12 protein-coding genes are annotated in these 15,468 nt (G+C 53.0%); 5 read left to right on the forward strand and 7 right to left on the reverse strand.

Annotation, left to right across the window (positions count from 1 at the left end; genetic code table 11):
• Positions 1-265 precede the first annotated feature (265 nt).
• Positions 266-1,978, forward strand: coding sequence for an ABC-F family ATP-binding cassette domain-containing protein (locus tag ACIPDS_RS04065; protein WP_400732837.1), 1,713 nt, complete (start codon positions 266-268; stop codon positions 1,976-1,978).
• Between the two features lie 250 nt (positions 1,979-2,228).
• Positions 2,229-3,239, forward strand: a complete 1,011-nt coding sequence (adhP, locus tag ACIPDS_RS04070) for an alcohol dehydrogenase AdhP (RefSeq protein ID WP_400732839.1) — start codon at positions 2,229-2,231, stop codon at positions 3,237-3,239.
• An 83-nt stretch (positions 3,240-3,322) separates the two neighbouring features.
• On the opposite strand, the gene araJ is transcribed toward adhP, so the two are convergent.
• The 4 genes from araJ to fdnG form a co-directional block, all read right to left on the reverse strand.
• Entirely contained in the window at positions 3,323-4,480 is a 1,158-nt protein-coding gene (gene araJ, locus ACIPDS_RS04075) for an MFS transporter AraJ (protein WP_400732842.1), read from the reverse strand.
• Positions 4,481-4,684: 204 nt separating this feature from the next.
• Complete coding sequence (gene fdnI, locus ACIPDS_RS04080) at positions 4,685-5,341, reverse strand: formate dehydrogenase-N subunit gamma (RefSeq protein ID WP_400732845.1); 657 nt, start codon at positions 5,339-5,341, stop codon at positions 4,685-4,687.
• Positions 5,334-6,221: a formate dehydrogenase subunit beta gene (gene fdxH / locus ACIPDS_RS04085; RefSeq protein ID WP_400732847.1), complete on the reverse strand. Its 888-nt coding sequence runs from the start codon at positions 6,219-6,221 to the stop codon at positions 5,334-5,336. Before fdxH ends, fdnI begins: the two co-directional genes overlap by 8 nt.
• A gap of 11 nt (positions 6,222-6,232) precedes the next feature.
• The gene (gene fdnG, locus ACIPDS_RS04090; protein ID WP_400732849.1) at positions 6,233-9,280 is read right to left on the reverse strand and encodes a formate dehydrogenase-N subunit alpha; all 3,048 of its coding nucleotides are present in this window, start codon (positions 9,278-9,280) and stop codon (positions 6,233-6,235) included.
• Between the two features lie 219 nt (positions 9,281-9,499).
• Between fdnG and yddG the strand changes: the two genes are divergently transcribed.
• Complete coding sequence (yddG, locus tag ACIPDS_RS04095; RefSeq protein ID WP_400732851.1) at positions 9,500-10,378, forward strand: aromatic amino acid DMT transporter YddG; 879 nt, start codon at positions 9,500-9,502, stop codon at positions 10,376-10,378.
• A gap of 46 nt (positions 10,379-10,424) precedes the next feature.
• Here yddG and ACIPDS_RS04100 read toward each other — a convergent pair whose 3' ends face one another.
• The 3 genes from ACIPDS_RS04100 to ACIPDS_RS04110 all read right to left on the reverse strand — a co-directional run bounded on the left by ACIPDS_RS04100 (position 10,425) and on the right by ACIPDS_RS04110 (position 13,162).
• Positions 10,425-11,120, reverse strand: a complete 696-nt coding sequence (locus ACIPDS_RS04100) for an RES family NAD+ phosphorylase (protein WP_400733469.1) — start codon at positions 11,118-11,120, stop codon at positions 10,425-10,427.
• Positions 11,120-11,521: an antitoxin Xre-like helix-turn-helix domain-containing protein gene (locus ACIPDS_RS04105; RefSeq protein WP_400732854.1), complete on the reverse strand. Its 402-nt coding sequence runs from the start codon at positions 11,519-11,521 to the stop codon at positions 11,120-11,122. Before ACIPDS_RS04105 ends, ACIPDS_RS04100 begins: the two co-directional genes overlap by 1 nt.
• A gap of 150 nt (positions 11,522-11,671) precedes the next feature.
• On the reverse strand, positions 11,672-13,162 hold the full coding sequence (locus tag ACIPDS_RS04110) for an MFS transporter (protein ID WP_400732857.1): 1,491 nt from the start codon (positions 13,160-13,162) through the stop codon (positions 11,672-11,674).
• 121 nt (positions 13,163-13,283) lie between these two features.
• Here ACIPDS_RS04110 and ACIPDS_RS04115 point away from each other — a divergent pair, with 121 nt between their 5' ends.
• Together ACIPDS_RS04115 and ACIPDS_RS04120 are read left to right on the forward strand one after the other, a co-directional pair.
• The gene (locus ACIPDS_RS04115; protein ID WP_400732859.1) at positions 13,284-13,865 is read left to right on the forward strand and encodes a TetR family transcriptional regulator; all 582 of its coding nucleotides are present in this window, start codon (positions 13,284-13,286) and stop codon (positions 13,863-13,865) included.
• A 171-nt stretch (positions 13,866-14,036) separates the two neighbouring features.
• The gene (locus ACIPDS_RS04120; RefSeq protein ID WP_400733471.1) at positions 14,037-15,425 is read left to right on the forward strand and encodes a NarK family nitrate/nitrite MFS transporter; all 1,389 of its coding nucleotides are present in this window, start codon (positions 14,037-14,039) and stop codon (positions 15,423-15,425) included.
• Positions 15,426-15,468 lie beyond the last annotated feature (43 nt).

Raw genomic sequence — 15,468 nt, forward strand, 5'->3', positions numbered from 1 at the left:
TGGCGAAATAATATCCATCACGCTACACTGCTTCCAACGTTCAACCTGACAACGAAAATAGGAGGCTAATTATGCTGTACTGTGAAAATATTAATATTTCACATACCCTTGGTGATCGCACCAGCTCAAGCGTTATCGATATCGTGCTGCGATAACTTCGGCTTGAGCGAAGACACCCACTCTTAATCCCTTCCCTCGGGCTTACAAGGTTATCGTCAGCGATTTTGACGAGGCATTTCTATGCCAGTAACTCTTGAGTAAGCAAATGAGCACATTACTAACGGCACAATCTCTTCACGTTGAGACGGCGTTTGGCCCTCTTTTCACCAACATCTCCTTTACCCTGAAAAAAGGCGACCGTATAGGCCTGATAGGCTATAACGGCTGCGGGAAAAGTACCTTATTACAGGTGCTTGACGGCACTATCCCCCCCTCTTCTGGCATGGTTGCGCTCGCCGGGCACTGTTTGATGGCTCGCGTCGAGCAACACTTACCTCAGGCACTCCTTGAGCAATCGTTGCTTCAAGCCGTTCTGCACAAACTCCCGGCGTCTGCACGCGAAAGCCAGCGCTGGCAGGCCGAACGGTTACTTCTCGAAATGGGATTTCTCCCTGCTGAAAATGAACAAACGGCATCGACGTTAAGCGGTGGCCAGCACACGCGTCTGCTGTTGGCACGGGCACTTATCGGGCAACCGGATCTGCTCTTGCTTGATGAACCTGGTAACCACCTCGATCTTCCCACGCTGTTGTGGCTGGAAGCGTTTCTTAATAGCTGGAGCGGTAGCTTTGTACTGGTATCACACGACAACACACTTTTGGATGCGGTAACCAACACGAGCTGGATTTTACGCGATTCCACCCTGCACGCTTTTGCGCTCCCCTGTACAGCGGCCCGCCGGGCATTAGAAATTCAGGATGAAAGCGATACGCTTCGCCATAAAGCCGAGCAAAAGGAGATCGATCGCGTCACCGCCAGCGCTAAACGGCTGGCGACCTGGGGACGGGTATACGATAACGAAGATCTCTCACGCAAAGCCAAGCAGATGGAAAAACAGGTGCTGCGGCTAAAGGAGAGCCAGACCGAACTCACCACCGGCACGCCGTGGAAACTGACGTTGCACGGTGACGTTCTGCGCGCTGACAGGCTGCTGGAAATGGAGCAGTTATCCGTATCGCCAGCCCCTGGCATGCCGCCTTTATTCACCACCGGAACCGCACGGCTGCAAAGCGGCGATCGCGTGGCGATTATGGGCCGCAACGGTGGCGGGAAATCGTCATTGTTGCGTCTGTTATGGCGCCAGATGCAACACGGCGGGGATACCGATGGACTACGGCTTCACCCGCGCTTAAATCCCGGTTATTACGACCAAACGCTGCATCAGTTGTCCGATAATGCCAGTCTGCTTGAGGCGCTGGAAGCGTTTGAACCGTCGCTGGAGATACGCAAACGGGCGCTCATTTCATCGGGATTTAGCTGGGCGCGTCACGGGCAAAAAGTTAGCACGCTGAGCGGTGGCGAACGTTCGCGGCTGCTTTTCGTGGGGCTATCGCTTGCCCGTTACAGCCTGCTATTACTCGATGAACCCACCAACCATCTGGACATGGATGGTAAAGAAGCGCTGGCGCAAACGTTATGCGCCTATCCCGGAGGGCTGCTGCTCGTCAGTCATGACCGTCAGTTAATTAGTCAAAGCTGCAATCGCTTTTGGTTAATTGATGATAACGGACTTAGCGAATGGCACAACGCAGATGAAGTTTACGCGCAGCTGCAAAATACCGTCCGCCGCCATGCGCCTGACGAAACAACCACCTGCACGTCAGAGACCGCGCTGAATGGCGACTGTCTTCTTGAGCGGTTAATTACACTTGAACAGCGGTTAGCTGAGGATATGGCGCGCAAGCCCAAACATCAGAAACCCCAGCTCCAGCAGCAATGGCAAAAGGAGATTGCAGAACTTAATCGTCAGTTAAGTTAATTCTCTAAACGTCATCTATCCCGGCGGTTCGTTATGACGCCGGGATAATTCCAGGCTCCAGAATATATATCTGAAGGTCACGGTGAATGATGAACAAAAGATAACCTTTTCATGGCCCTTTTATGAGCGGTTAACGTTATTTCAGCCTAATCCCACCAGATTATCCCCTGTTACTCGCTTGCAATTTTATCCTTAATGACTAATCATTAATGAGTATTATTATCAAATACATAAACTCAGGAGTAAGGCTATGAAGGCTGCTGTTGTCACTCACGATCATCAGGTTAACGTTACCGATAAAAAGCTACGTCCGCTTAAGCACGGTGAAGCCCTGTTAAAAATGGAGTGTTGTGGTGTTTGTCACACCGATTTGCACGTTAAAAACGGCGATTTCGGTGACAAGACTGGCGTCATTCTCGGCCATGAAGGCATCGGCATTGTTACTGAAGTCGGGCCAGGCGTGACCTCTCTGAAAATTGGCGACCGTGCGAGCGTTGCATGGTTCTTCGAAGGCTGTGGCCACTGCGAATACTGCAATAGCGGTAACGAAACCCTCTGCCGCTCAGTGATTAATGCCGGTTATACCGCAGATGGCGGGATGGCCGAAGAATGTATCGTTACCGCCGACTACTCGGTCAAAGTCCCTGACGGCCTTGAATCTGCCGCGGCGAGCAGCATCACCTGTGCCGGCGTGACCACGTATAAAGCAGTTAAAATTTCCGGTATCAAGCCGGGCCAGTGGATTGCTATTTATGGGCTTGGTGGCCTGGGCAACCTGGCACTGCAATATGCGAAAAACGTCTTTAACGCTAAAGTTATCGCGCTGGACGTGAACGATGCGCAGCTGGAGCTGGCAAAAGAGATGGGTGCCGATCTGGTTATCAATTCGCGCAGTGAAGATGCCGCGAAGATCGTACAGGAAAAAACCGGCGGCGCACACGCTGCGGTAGTCACTGCCGTCGCGAAAGCAGCGTTTAACTCCGCGGTTGACGCCGTTCGTGCCGGTGGCCGCGTCGTTGCCGTTGGCCTGCCGCCAGAATCCATGAGCCTGGACATCCCACGTCTGGTGCTGGACGGTATTCAGGTCGTTGGTTCTCTGGTCGGTACGCGTCAAGATCTGATTGAAGCCTTCCAGTTTGCCGCTGAAGGTAAAGTGGTACCGAAAGTCACCATGCGCCCGCTTGGCGACATTAACGCTATCTTTAAAGAGATGGAGCAAGGCCAGATCCGTGGCCGTATGGTTATCGACTTACGCCATTAATGCTCAGCGCCTCTCCCCTTGTGGGAGAGGTCAACTCACCTTCCGTCGCACAGCTGATGAATAACCTCCACCAGCCTTCAGATTCAGGCAATCGCTAAACGCCGCTGGTAGCGGGCATAAAGCAACAATGACGACATCGCCAGAAACGACAGCGCAGCCGCGGGCAACGCCACCGAATTCCAGCCGAAATTGAGAGTAATCATCAAACCACCAAAGAACGCGCCGATAGCACTGCCGAGGTTAAAAGCAATTTGCCCTCCTGCTGCTCCCAGCATTTCGCCGCCCTTCGCATTTTGCAGCAGCATGATTTGCAGCGGTGCCGACAGCGCGAACAGCCCGGCGCAACAGATAAACGCCAAAACCAGCGAGGCTATTTTCATCCCGCCAAGCAAGAAAATCAGCAGCAGCGCAACTACGATAACACCGTCAGTGGTCGCCGCAATCCGCAGCGGGCTATAGCGGCCGGAGAGCTTACCGCTCAGAATATTACCCAGCACCATCCCAAGCCCCACCAGCATCATGATGAACATCATGGCGCTTTCATGAAAACCGGACACGTTCATCATAAACGGCTTGATGTAGCTAAACCACGCAAAGACTCCCGCATTGCCAAACATCGTGGCCGCAAAAATCAGCCACGGAGCCGGGCTTTTCAGAAAGTGAAACTGCTCGCGCAGACGTGCGTCTGATTTATCAAACAGTGTCGGTACCCAGGCAACGATCGCCAGCAGCACCGCCACATCAAACGCGGCAATAGCGAGAAAGGTATAACGCCAGCTAAACTGATGCCCTAACCAGGTTCCGGCAGGAACTCCCACCAGATTGGCGACCGTCATCCCGGCAATCATCCCGGCAACCGCCGCCGTCACCCTTCCCGGCGGCGCGATCTTCGACAGAATAATCGCCCCGACGCCAAAGAACGCCCCATGAGGAAAACCTGACACCAACCGACCCAGCGCCAGCATGGTATAGCTGGATGAGAGCGTGAAAATCGCATTCCCAAGAATACACAGTGCCGCGAGCAACAGCATGATGGACTTCAGCGAGAAGCGCGTTGAGAACAGCGCAATAATCGGCGCGCCAATCACCACGCCAAACGCGTACCAGGAGATCATATTGCCGGCCGCCGGGATCGAAATCCCCACATCATGCGCCAGTTCCGGCAACACCCCCATAATGCCAAACTCAGCCATTCCTAGCCCAAAGGTGCCAAGCGCCAGTGCAAAAATTGTCTTTTTCATCCCTCTAATCACTTGTTTATGTTGCATTTGCGGGACGACATTATTGACCATTCGTTAAACACAGACCAGACAAAAACGCCTGATGGCGGGTTTATCCATAAAGACAGCGTGAATCCCCCATACCGGTCTGACACATAAAAAAAAGAGCGGTCTAACGTCCCCTTCAAGGAAACATCAAACCGCTCTTATTATCAGACCTGAAGGTTACTTCAACCCTTCCTGATTCTCTTTCTTCGCCTCTTCGCGTTCAACTTCATGATACCAGCGAGGATGGTGCTTCTGCGCCCAGCGACGGCTCACTTTGCCTTCAATCATCCCTTTAATCGATCCTTTGACCCAAAATGCCATATACATATGGATGAGGATCGCATGGATCAGAATGATGGCCGACGTTGCATGAATCAGTAACGCATAGCGAATCACCTGAATCGGGAAATAGGTCGCAAAATAGGGACGCCAGATAATCACCCCGGTCACCAGCAGTACGAAAATCATGCTCATAATGGTCCAGAACATCATCTTCTGCCCGGCGTTATATTTACCGACCTTCGCGACCTTATGCTCGTTGCCTTTCAGTACTTCAACAATCCCCAGCACCCACGGAATATCTTTCTTATCCGGGATGTTGTGATGCACGAAGCGGGCGAACATAAACATCAGCACCACGAAGATCAGCACGCCGAAGAACGGGTGCAGAATACGCCCCATCTGCGGTGTCCCGAAGGTCTCAGTCAACCATTGCAGCGTCGGGAAGAAGAACGAAATCCCTGAAACGGCAACAAGGAAGAAGCAGATAACCACCGTCCAGTGACAGGCGCGGTCAATAAACTTTGTGCGCACAATCATTTTCGAGTTACTCATGGCTATCCTCCTCTTCGTCATCGTCCACTTCTTTGTTCGGGCCAATACCAATATAGTGATAGATAAGCCCGGCAAAGGTTGCGATAAAGCCAGCGGCAGACAGCGGTTTCAGCGCGCCTTTCCACAGGTTGATGCTGGTATCGATAGCCGGATCTTTTGGCAGCTTATGGTAAAGCTCCGGTTGATCCGCATGATGCAGCACATACATCACGTGCGTTCCGCCCACGCCTTGCGGGTTATAAATACCGGCATTCGGATAGCCACGCTTTTTAAGCTTATCGACACGCTCCTGCGCCACATCCAGCATCTCTTTCTTGGTACCGAAATGGATAGCGCCGGTCGGACAGGTTTTCACGCAGGCAGGCTCCATGCCCACGCTAACGCGGTCCACACATAAGGTGCATTTATACACGCGGTTATCCTCTTTATTGAGGCGCGGAATATTAAATGGACACCCGGCAATGCAGTAACCACAACCGATGCAGTTATCCTGCTGGAAATCGACGATCCCGTTGGCGTACTGAATAATTGCCCCAGCGGACGGACACGCCTTCAGGCAGCCCGGATCCTCACAGTGCATACAGCCGTCTTTACGAATCAGCCATTCCAGCTTGCCATTCTGTTCGGTTTCACTAAAGCGCATCACCGTCCAGGATTTGGCGCTCAAATCGGCCGGGTTATCGTAAACCCCCACGCAATGCCCTACCTCGTCACGGATATCGTTCCATTCAGAGCAGGCCACCTGGCAGGCTTTACAGCCTACACAGGAGGAGACATCAATTAGCTTGGCAACTTCTTCCTTATAGTCCCGCGCACGCGGCGCGGGGGTAATCGGGTTGGTTGCAGAGCGTTTAATAATGTCTTGTGTTTCCATCGCCATCTAAACGCTCCTTACGCTTTCTCGATGTTAACCAGGAACGCCTTGTACTCTGGCGTTTGCGAGTTGGAATCGCCGACGTTTGGCGTCAACGTATTGGCGATATAGCCTTTACGCGCCACGCCCTCAAAGCCCCAGTGCAGCGGGATCCCGACGGTTTCCACCTGTTGACCATGAACGTTCAACGTTTGCAGACGACGAGTGACCACGGCGACCGCGCGAATAAAGCCACGCTGGCTGCTGACGGTGACACGGTCACCATTGGCAATCCCTTTCGCCTTCGCCAGACCTTCGCTGATTTCAACAAACTGTTCCGGCTGCGCAATCGAGTTCAGACGCGCATGCTTAGTCCAGGTATGGAAATGCTCGGTCAAACGATAGGTTGTGCCCACATACGGGAACTTATCTTTTTTACCCAGACGTACGGCATCTTCTTCGTACAGACGCACAACCGGGCTTGAGATAACGTTCGGATGCAGCGGGTTTGTCCCCAGCGGCGTTTCCATCGGCTCGTAGTGTTCCGGGAACGGCCCTTCTGCCAGCTTATCGATGGCAAACAGACGACCCAAACCTTCCGGCTGCATGATAAACGGCATGGTGCCACTCCCCGGCGGCGCGGTATTAAAGTCCGGGATATCATTACCCGTCCATTTACTGCCGTTCCACTCGATGAGCATCCGTTTCGGATCCCACGGTTTTCCGCTCATATCCGCAGAGGCGCGGTTGTACAGCACGCGACGGTTCAGCGGCCAGGCCCAGGCCCAACCCAGCGTATTCCCCAGACCTGACGGGTCAGAGTTATCGCGGTTAGCCATCTGGTTACCCTGCTCGGTCCAGCTACCGGTATAAATCCAGCACGACGATGAGGTGGTACCGTCATCGCGCAGCAGCGCAAAGCTGTTCAGGAGCTGACCTTTCTTCGCCACCAGCACGCCGTTGGCATCATAGAGATCGGCCAGTGCATAGCCATTATTCTCTTTCGCCACTTCTTCGGATTCTGGATGGTCTGGTTGCTTATAGTTCCAGCTCATCTTCAGCAGCGGCTCAACGCCTTTACCCCCTTCCGTGCGATACATGTCGCGCAGACGATGATAAATACCGGCGATGATCTCGCCGTCGTTACGCGCTTCACCCGGCGCATCCTGACCTTTCCAGTGCCACTGCAACCAGCGGCCGGAGTTGGCAATCGAGCCATCTTCTTCCGCAAAACAGGTAGATGGCAGACGGAAGACTTCGGTCTGAATAGTTGACGGATCGACGTCGTTTGACTCGCCGTGGTTCTGCCAGAAGGTCGAGGTTTCGGTGACTAACGGATCGATAACCACCATGTACTTCAACTTGCTCAGGCTGCGGACAACTTTGTTCTTATCCGGGAACGACGCCACCGGGTTAAAGCCCTGGCAGATGTAGCCGGTGACTTTTCCACTGTCCATCATGTTGAAGTATTTGATAACGTCATACGCCTGGTCCCATTTCGGCAACCAGTTAAAGCCCCAATCATTATCTTTTGTGGCCGCATCGCCATAGAACGACTTCATCAGGCTAACGAAGAACTTAGGATAGTTACCCCAGTAGTTCACCTGATTCGCCATCGTGGCTTTTGGCATATTAGCCGCAAGATAAGTCTGCAGATCTGCCTGCTTATCGGACGGCAGCGTCAGATAACCGGTCAGACTGGTCGACAGCAGACCTAAGTCGGTCAGGCCCTGAATATTAGAGTGACCGCGTAAGGCGTTCACGCCGCCGCCCGCCATCCCCATATTGCCCAGCAGCAGCTGAATCATCGCCATCGTACGGATGTTCTGCGCCCCGACGGTGTGCTGAGTCCAGCCCAGCGCATACAGGAAGGTGGTGGTACGGTTTGCGGCACTGGTGGAGGCCAGCACTTCACACACTTTCAGGAAATCGGCTTTTGGCGTCCCACAGATGTTTTCCACCACATCCGGCGTATAGCGAGAAACGTGCTCTTTGAGCAGATTCCACACGCAGCGCGGGTGAGTCAGCGTTTCATCACGTTTGGCATAGCCGTTTTCGTCGAACTGATAGTTCCAGGACGATTTGTCATATTGCCGTTTTTCGGCATCGTAACCGCTGAACAGCCCGTCATCGAAAGCATAGTCATCGCGCACCAGCAAACCGGCGTTGGTGTAATGCTTAACGTATTCGGCGTTAATCTTATTATTTTCGATAAGATACAGCAGTACGCCCGACAGGAAGGTAATGTCGGTACCGGAGCGAATTGGCGCATAGATATCCGCCACCGACGCCGTACGCGTAAAGCGCGGGTCGACGACAATCAGCGTCGCATCATTATTGTTTTTCGCTTCCATCGCCCAGCGGAATCCCACTGGATGGGCTTCAGCGGCGTTACCGCCCATCACCATCACGACGTTGGCATTTTTGATATCAACCCAGTGGTTGGTCATCGCACCGCGACCAAATGTTGGAGCAAGACTTGCTACCGTTGGTCCGTGTCAGACGCGCGCCTGGTTATCTACCGCCAGCATGCCGAGCGAGCGCACAAACTTCTGCGTCAGCATACCGGTCTCATTACTTGCCGCAGATGCGCACAGCATCCCGGTGGAGAGCCAGCGATTAACCGTTACGCCCTGTTCGTTCTTCTCAATAAAGTTGGCGTCACGGTCGGCCTTCATCAATTTCGCAATGCGATCGAAAGCCTCATTCCAGGAAATACGCTGCCATTTGTCAGAACCCGGCGCACGATATTCCGGGTAACGCAGACGGTTTTCACTATTCACATAGTCCAGAAGCCCAGCGCCTTTTGGACACAGTGCACCACGGCTTACCGGATGATCCGAATCGCCTTCAATGTGGTAAATCGCTTCACGGGTATTTTTCGCCCCATCACCCAGGCTATACATTAAAAGCCCACAACCTACGGAGCAGTATGTGCAGGTATTACGAACTTCTTTGGCGCGCAGTAATTTGAAATTACGCGCCTGAGCCAGCGCTAATTTTGGGGCAAACCCCAGCGCCGCAGCCGTCGTCCCAGCCATACCGCCCGCGCAGATTTTAAAAAACTTTCTGCGACTGACGTCCATTGTTTTCCTCATTGTATGGATGTACTTCGGGGGTGAAACTAACAGCAATGCCCCTGATTTTTTTGCGTCAAATCAATGTCGAAAACGGTGGCCCCCTTAATAGTCAAGGGCGGCGACTTTTGCTAACCCTTTGGGGTTAGCTGACAAATAGAAATATCACCGTGGGTGGACAAAAAATGCTATAACCACAAATTCGTTTGGAAAAGCATCAGGTTAGATATGGATAAGAAACGAGCCACGCTCATCGGACTGACCGCCATTGTGCTCTGGAGCACCATGGTAGGGTTGATTCGTGGCGTGAGTGAAGGGCTTGGCCCGGTGGGCGGCGCGGCGATGATTTACAGCCTCAGTGGATTACTGCTGATCTTTACCGTGGGATTCCCCCAGTTGCGTCAGATCCCGCCACGATACTTAATCGCAGGCAGCGTGTTGTTCGTTAGCTATGAAATTTGCCTGGCGCTTTCTTTAGGCTATGCAGGAAGCCGCCAACAGGCTATAGAAGTTGGCATGGTGAATTACCTATGGCCCAGCCTGACCATTGTGTTTGCCATTGTGTTCAATGGGCAAAAAACAAACTGGCTAATTGTTCCGGGATTATTATTGTCGCTGGTTGGCGTCGTCTGGGTATTAGGCGGGGAACATGGCCTTGATCTTGCTGAAATTACCCGCAACGTTATCTCCAGCCCTCTTAGCTATATTCTGGCGTTTGTCGGCGCCTTTATCTGGGCGACCTACTGTACGGTCACCGCAAAATATGCCAACGGTAAAAACGGCATTACGCTTTTCGTTTTGTTGACGGCATTGAGCCTGTGGGTGAAATTCCTGCTAAGCGATGAACCGCCAATGCTCTTTAGCTGGCCGGTGGTTGTCAAACTGGTGATGTGCGCACTCGCGTTAGGATTAGCCTACGCGGCATGGAATGTTGGGATCTTACACGGCAACGTCAGTTTGCTGGCCGTCGCTTCCTACTTCACACCGGTACTCTCATCGGCATTGGCCGCAATCCTGTTAAGCGCAGCGCTCTCCTGGTCATTCTGGCAAGGCGCGGGGATGGTCTGCGTGGGCTCCCTGCTCTGCTGGCAGGCGACACGGCGTTAAATAACCTGCGGGGAAGTGAATCTCTCTTACTTCCCCTGCACCTCACTCATGGATCACCATACAGTTTAATACTCAGAATATTGATGATCGCCCGACCGTTCCAGTGATATTCCAGATGCTCAGCCTGCACGATGCTTTTCACCAGACGCGGGCGGTAAAGCACATAACACGTATGGTCGGTATGGCGAACGGAACAGTAGTGGATGCCGTCCCTGTTTTCTGCTTTCTGTTTCTGCGCAAACACTTTCGACTGGCCGTAATCCGTGGCGTGATAAAGCGCAGACGAGACGAACGGCTCATGGGTAATATCGACTAACGTGGCATCAAATTCGGTAAACAGCACCCGCATCTGCACTTTTTGCGCCGGTTCGTTGGTATAGCCGAAAATGCGCTCCTGATGATAGACCGTCTCTTTAATTGCGGTATCCAGCAGCGGCGCGCAGTAATAGCCACCAAAATCACCGGTGGTGAACCGGGCCCCTTCAGGATTAATGTGCGTAAAAGCGGCCATCACATAGCTGCTGCCATTAAGGCCAACGAGCCAGTCGTCCTTTGGTACGCGCGTGAGGTCGCCCGCATATTCCAGCAACCGCTCATTGGTCAACGCTTCAACGGCCCATACGGCCTCCAGCTCATCGCTGCTGGCGACATCTTCAAACAGACAGATCGTGGGATAGCGGCTGGGGATAATGCGATACGCCGTTGCTCCCTTGAATTCTTCCAGTGGCGGAGATTCTGTCATCACGCCATTCCTCCTCGCCAGGCCTGCAATCGCGTGGCGACTTCATACAGATCGGCAACACGCCCCCCGTTCATCACGTCCATGGCTGAACGTCCGGCAAAGAAAGGATGGGAGTTCGGTTTGCGCACCCATCCATAAATGCTGTCGTCAGCGGAGAAGAGAATACGCAGGCATTTGTGAATATTCAGGATATAGCTCATCCGCTCCTGAATATCGGCGCTCAGGCGGATCCCGCCTTTCGACTCTTTGTATTTGTTCAATGTTGAACGAGAGCTTATGCCCAGCAACCTTAATTGTTCATCCGTGCTGCACTGCCACTTTTCCAGGATCCGAAAGACCACCGGCAGCGCCTTGCTGGTATCAACACTCCCGTTGATATGGCTTTGTTGTACTGTGGACATATTCCCTCCCGTACTCTGTTTTACTGTATCGCCGTCTATTCCGGGCGCGTACATTTACTGTCAATATTATCGTAATTGTTCATTAATGTACACATCCGAATCAACGGCGACTTGCTGTACTCGCGGAGGTTGAGCTTAATTTGACCCGGATTAAACGGCGGTCGGCACCTTCGCCAGTCCGCGCCAAATCCCGGCGGCCAACAGCAGTAACAGTACGCCTGCCGTCCCCAGCGCCACGCTGTGCGCGCTGATAAAGGCAGTCTGCGCGGCTTCAATCAGCGCTCGAGCAGGAATAGCCGGCAACGACTGCGCTAACTGCATCGCCTCGCCAATGGATGACGCAGCGCGCGTCGCGGCATCGTTATCGAGAGTCTGCGGCACGACAATCGCCGCACCGTAGCTACGTGTGAGGATCAGACCAAACAACGCAATCCCTAATCCGGCGCCCAGCTCATAGGCCATCGTTTCAATAGCACCTGCCGCTGCCGCTTTCTCTTTTGGTGCCGCTGCCATAATCGCTGACGTGGACGCTAATAAAGCGCTGGCCGCACTAAAGCCCAGCAGCGCCATCAGCCCCCATGCCTGCCATTGTTGGGTACTGAAATCCGTCACCGACAGCCCCAGGAAGCTGAATGCACTCAACAGCATCCCACCGGTCGCCACCTGACGCAGCCCAAGTCGCGACACCAGAATCCCCGCGATTGGCCCACTAAAACCGCTCGCTACCATCACCGGCAGCATAAACATCCCGGCTTCAAACGGTGTTTTCTGATGGACGAACTGCAGCTCCTGCGCCATTAATAATTCGAACCCCACCAGCGTAATCAGCGCGGTCATTGCCATCACCACGCCGCTTAAGATGATGCGATGCGTAAACAGGCGCATATCGATCATCGGTCGTGTTGCCGCCAGTTGCTGACGGACGAAAGTTGTCAGCAACGCCATACCAATTAGCGCCAGCAGCCCAACGCTCCACAGCGCCATGTGCCCTTTCAGCGCCGATTTAGCGCTATAGACCAGCATCAGAATTGCCGTAATCAGCATCAACGCCTGCAGCAGATTTAACGGTTGTTCGCGACGAGCCGGCTGCCGTGGCACCAGCCGCGCGCTAAAGGCCATCACCACCAGCACGATCGGCACGTTAATCAGGAATACCGACCCCCAGTAGAAATGCTCCAGCAGCAAACCACCGACCAGCGGGCCAAATGCCGCACCGCCGGAACCCACCGCCGCCCACAGGCCGAGGGCCATATTGCGGTGTTTCACTTCGGCAAAAGTGCTGCGGATCCCGGCAAGCGTCGCCGGTACGATCATTGCCGCCCCCACCGCCAACAGCGAGCGAGAGGCTATCAAGGCCAGCGCCGTCGGCGAGAAAGCCGCCGCCAGCGAGGCGATTCCAAAGATGCCGCTGCCCAGCAGCAGCAGACGTTTAAAGCCGATTTTATCGCCGAGCGCGCCCATCGGCAGTACCATCCCGGCCATCACTAATGAGTAAATATCAATGATCCACAGCAGCTCATTGCCGCTTGTCCCGAGCGCCACACTGAGCGTAGGTGCCGCAACGTGCAGCACGGTCGCATCAATCGCCACCGGGATATAGACCATTAAAATTGCCATAAGCGTTAACCATTGGCGTGACATGATTCCTTCCTCTTTCTTAATTAATGTTGGACGAATGTCCAGGAAACGGATCCTGCCGGAATGTTGAACGCGTGTCCAATTTTTTGTTATTCTTACCTAAACCCCACTTAAACGAAGCGATATGAACTATTTATCAAGGGATGAGCGGCGAGAGGTTATCCTCAAAGCAGCGATGCAGGTCGCCTTAACCGGCGGTTTTAATGCGATGACCGTACGTCATATCTCGACCGTTGCCGGTGTCTCAAGCGGTCAGGTACACCACCACTTCACCTCCGTCGGCGAACTGAAAGCCCACGCTTTCGTGCGGCTTATTCGTGAAATGCTGGATATGCCACTGGTGCCCGATGACGCAAGCTGGCACGAGCGGCTATTTGCCATGCTTGGCAGCGAGGATGGACGCCTGGAGCCTTATATTCGTCTTTGGCGCGAAGCTCAGCTGCTAGCCGATAGCGATCATGATATTAAAGGCGCTTATTTGCTCACCATGGATATGTGGCACAAAGAGACGGTGACGCTCATTTTGCAAGGAACAGAAGCGAATGAATTCAGACCAATTGATAATGCAGAGAATATTGCCTGGCGATTAATAGCACTGGTCTGCGGACTGGATGGTATTTACGCACTGGGTATGGCAGAAATAAGTGATGAGGTCTTTACTCGTTATATACAACATTATATTACCCTCGAACTAAACCCCGCTTAATTTACATTTAGTAACAATTAACAACGTTTTATTCACAGCGCGTTATCTTACAACGCGTTTTTTTTATCTATTCTTCAACGATAAACAGATAAAACGGCCTGTCGATAATAACTCCACCAACCTACCTCGCTGTTTTTCATCATTTATTTTTTTGACCTATCTTTCGAGGGTATTATGGCAAATAATGATAAAGAGAATCATTATCTTTTAAAAGAGTGGCAACCGGAAAACCCGGCGTTCTGGGAAAATAAAGGCAAAGGAATTGCGAGGAGGAATCTGTGGATTTCCGTAGCCTGCTTATTACTCGCCTTCTGTGTCTGGATGTTATTTAGTGCCGTTGCGGTGAATCTTAATAAAGTCGGTTTTAATTTTACCACCGATCAGCTCTTTTTATTAACTGCGCTGCCTTCTCTTTCCGGGGCAATATTACGCGTCCCCTACTCCTTTATGGTACCCATTATGGGAGGCCGTCGCTGGACGGTCATCAGTACCATCATCATGGTGGTGCCTTGTATCTGGCTTGGAATAGCCATTCAAAACACCTCTACCCCCTATTGGGTATTTATTACCATCGCGCTCCTGTGCGGTTTTGCCGGGGCTAACTTCGCCTCCAGCATGGGTAATATCAGCTTCTTCTTCCCTAAATCCAAACAAGGCAGCGCGCTGGGCGTCAACGGCGGCCTGGGGAATCTCGGCGTGAGCGTCATGCAAATGGTGGCACCGGCCGTGATCTTCCTGCCTATGTTTACCTTTATCGGCATCCACGGTGTAACCCAGGAAGATGGTTCAACGCTGGCACTCAGCAACGCCGCCCTTATCTGGGTGCCTCTGCTGGTCATTGCCACGCTTGCGGCCTGGTTTGGCATGAATGATATCGCCAGTTCAAAGGCCTCGGTACGCTCTCAATTGCCAGTATTAAAACGTCCGCATATGTGGCTGCTGAGCCTGCTGTATCTGGCGACATTCGGTTCCTTTATCGGCTTTTCAGCAGGCTTTGCGATGCTGGCGAAAACTCAGTTCCCCGACGTCAACATACTCAAACTGGCTTTCTTCGGCCCCTTCATCGGTGCGCTGGCACGATCTTTTGGCGGGGTAATCTCTGACCGTCTGGGCGGCGTAAAAGTCACGCTGGTGAACTTCATCCTGATGGCGGTGTTCACCGGCCTGCTGTTCCTGACCTTACCGGGCAGTGGCTCAGGCAATTTTATCGCCTTCTACGCCGTATTTATGGGGCTGTTCCTGACCGCCGGTCTTGGCAGCGGTTCAACCTTCCAGATGATTGCGGTGATCTTCCGTCAAATCACCATCGATAGCGTGAAAAAACGCGGCGGTACCGATGAACAAGCTCAGCACGAAGCGGTAACCGACACCGCCGCCGCCCTCGGTTTCATCTCAGCAATCGGCGCTATCGGCGGCTTCTTCATTCCAAAAGCCTTCGGCACCTCTTTAGCCATGACCGGTTCGCCGGTGGGCGCGATGAAAGTTTTCTTTGTTTTTTATGTTGTCTGCGTGCTGGTGACCTGGCTGGTCTACGGACGCCGTAAACCGACTTCAAAATAAGCATAAATTTGCCGGATGGCGGCTAACGCCTTATCCGGCCTAC

Source organism: Kluyvera sp. NPDC087067 (assembly GCF_044745165.1).
Taxonomy (GTDB): Bacteria; Pseudomonadota; Gammaproteobacteria; order Enterobacterales; family Enterobacteriaceae; genus Kluyvera.

Bases quoted from the DNA above. Each gene is read 5' to 3' on its own strand.
- fdnI (WP_400732845.1), bottom strand. From the start codon at position 5,341: ATGAGTAACTCGAAAATGATTGTGCGCACAAAGTTTATTGACCGCGCC.
- ACIPDS_RS04105 (WP_400732854.1), bottom strand. From the start codon at position 11,521: ATGTCCACAGTACAACAAAGCCATATCAACGGGAGTGTTGATACCAGC.
- ACIPDS_RS04115 (WP_400732859.1), top strand. From the start codon at position 13,284: ATGAACTATTTATCAAGGGATGAGCGGCGAGAGGTTATCCTCAAAGCA.
- ACIPDS_RS04065 (WP_400732837.1), top strand. From the start codon at position 266: ATGAGCACATTACTAACGGCACAATCTCTTCACGTTGAGACGGCGTTT.
- adhP (WP_400732839.1), top strand. From the start codon at position 2,229: ATGAAGGCTGCTGTTGTCACTCACGATCATCAGGTTAACGTTACCGAT.
- fdxH (WP_400732847.1), bottom strand. From the start codon at position 6,221: ATGGCGATGGAAACACAAGACATTATTAAACGCTCTGCAACCAACCCG.
- araJ (WP_400732842.1), bottom strand. From the start codon at position 4,480: ATGAAAAAGACAATTTTTGCACTGGCGCTTGGCACCTTTGGGCTAGGA.
- ACIPDS_RS04110 (WP_400732857.1), bottom strand. From the start codon at position 13,162: ATGTCACGCCAATGGTTAACGCTTATGGCAATTTTAATGGTCTATATC.
- ACIPDS_RS04100 (WP_400733469.1), bottom strand. From the start codon at position 11,120: ATGACAGAATCTCCGCCACTGGAAGAATTCAAGGGAGCAACGGCGTAT.
- yddG (WP_400732851.1), top strand. From the start codon at position 9,500: ATGGATAAGAAACGAGCCACGCTCATCGGACTGACCGCCATTGTGCTC.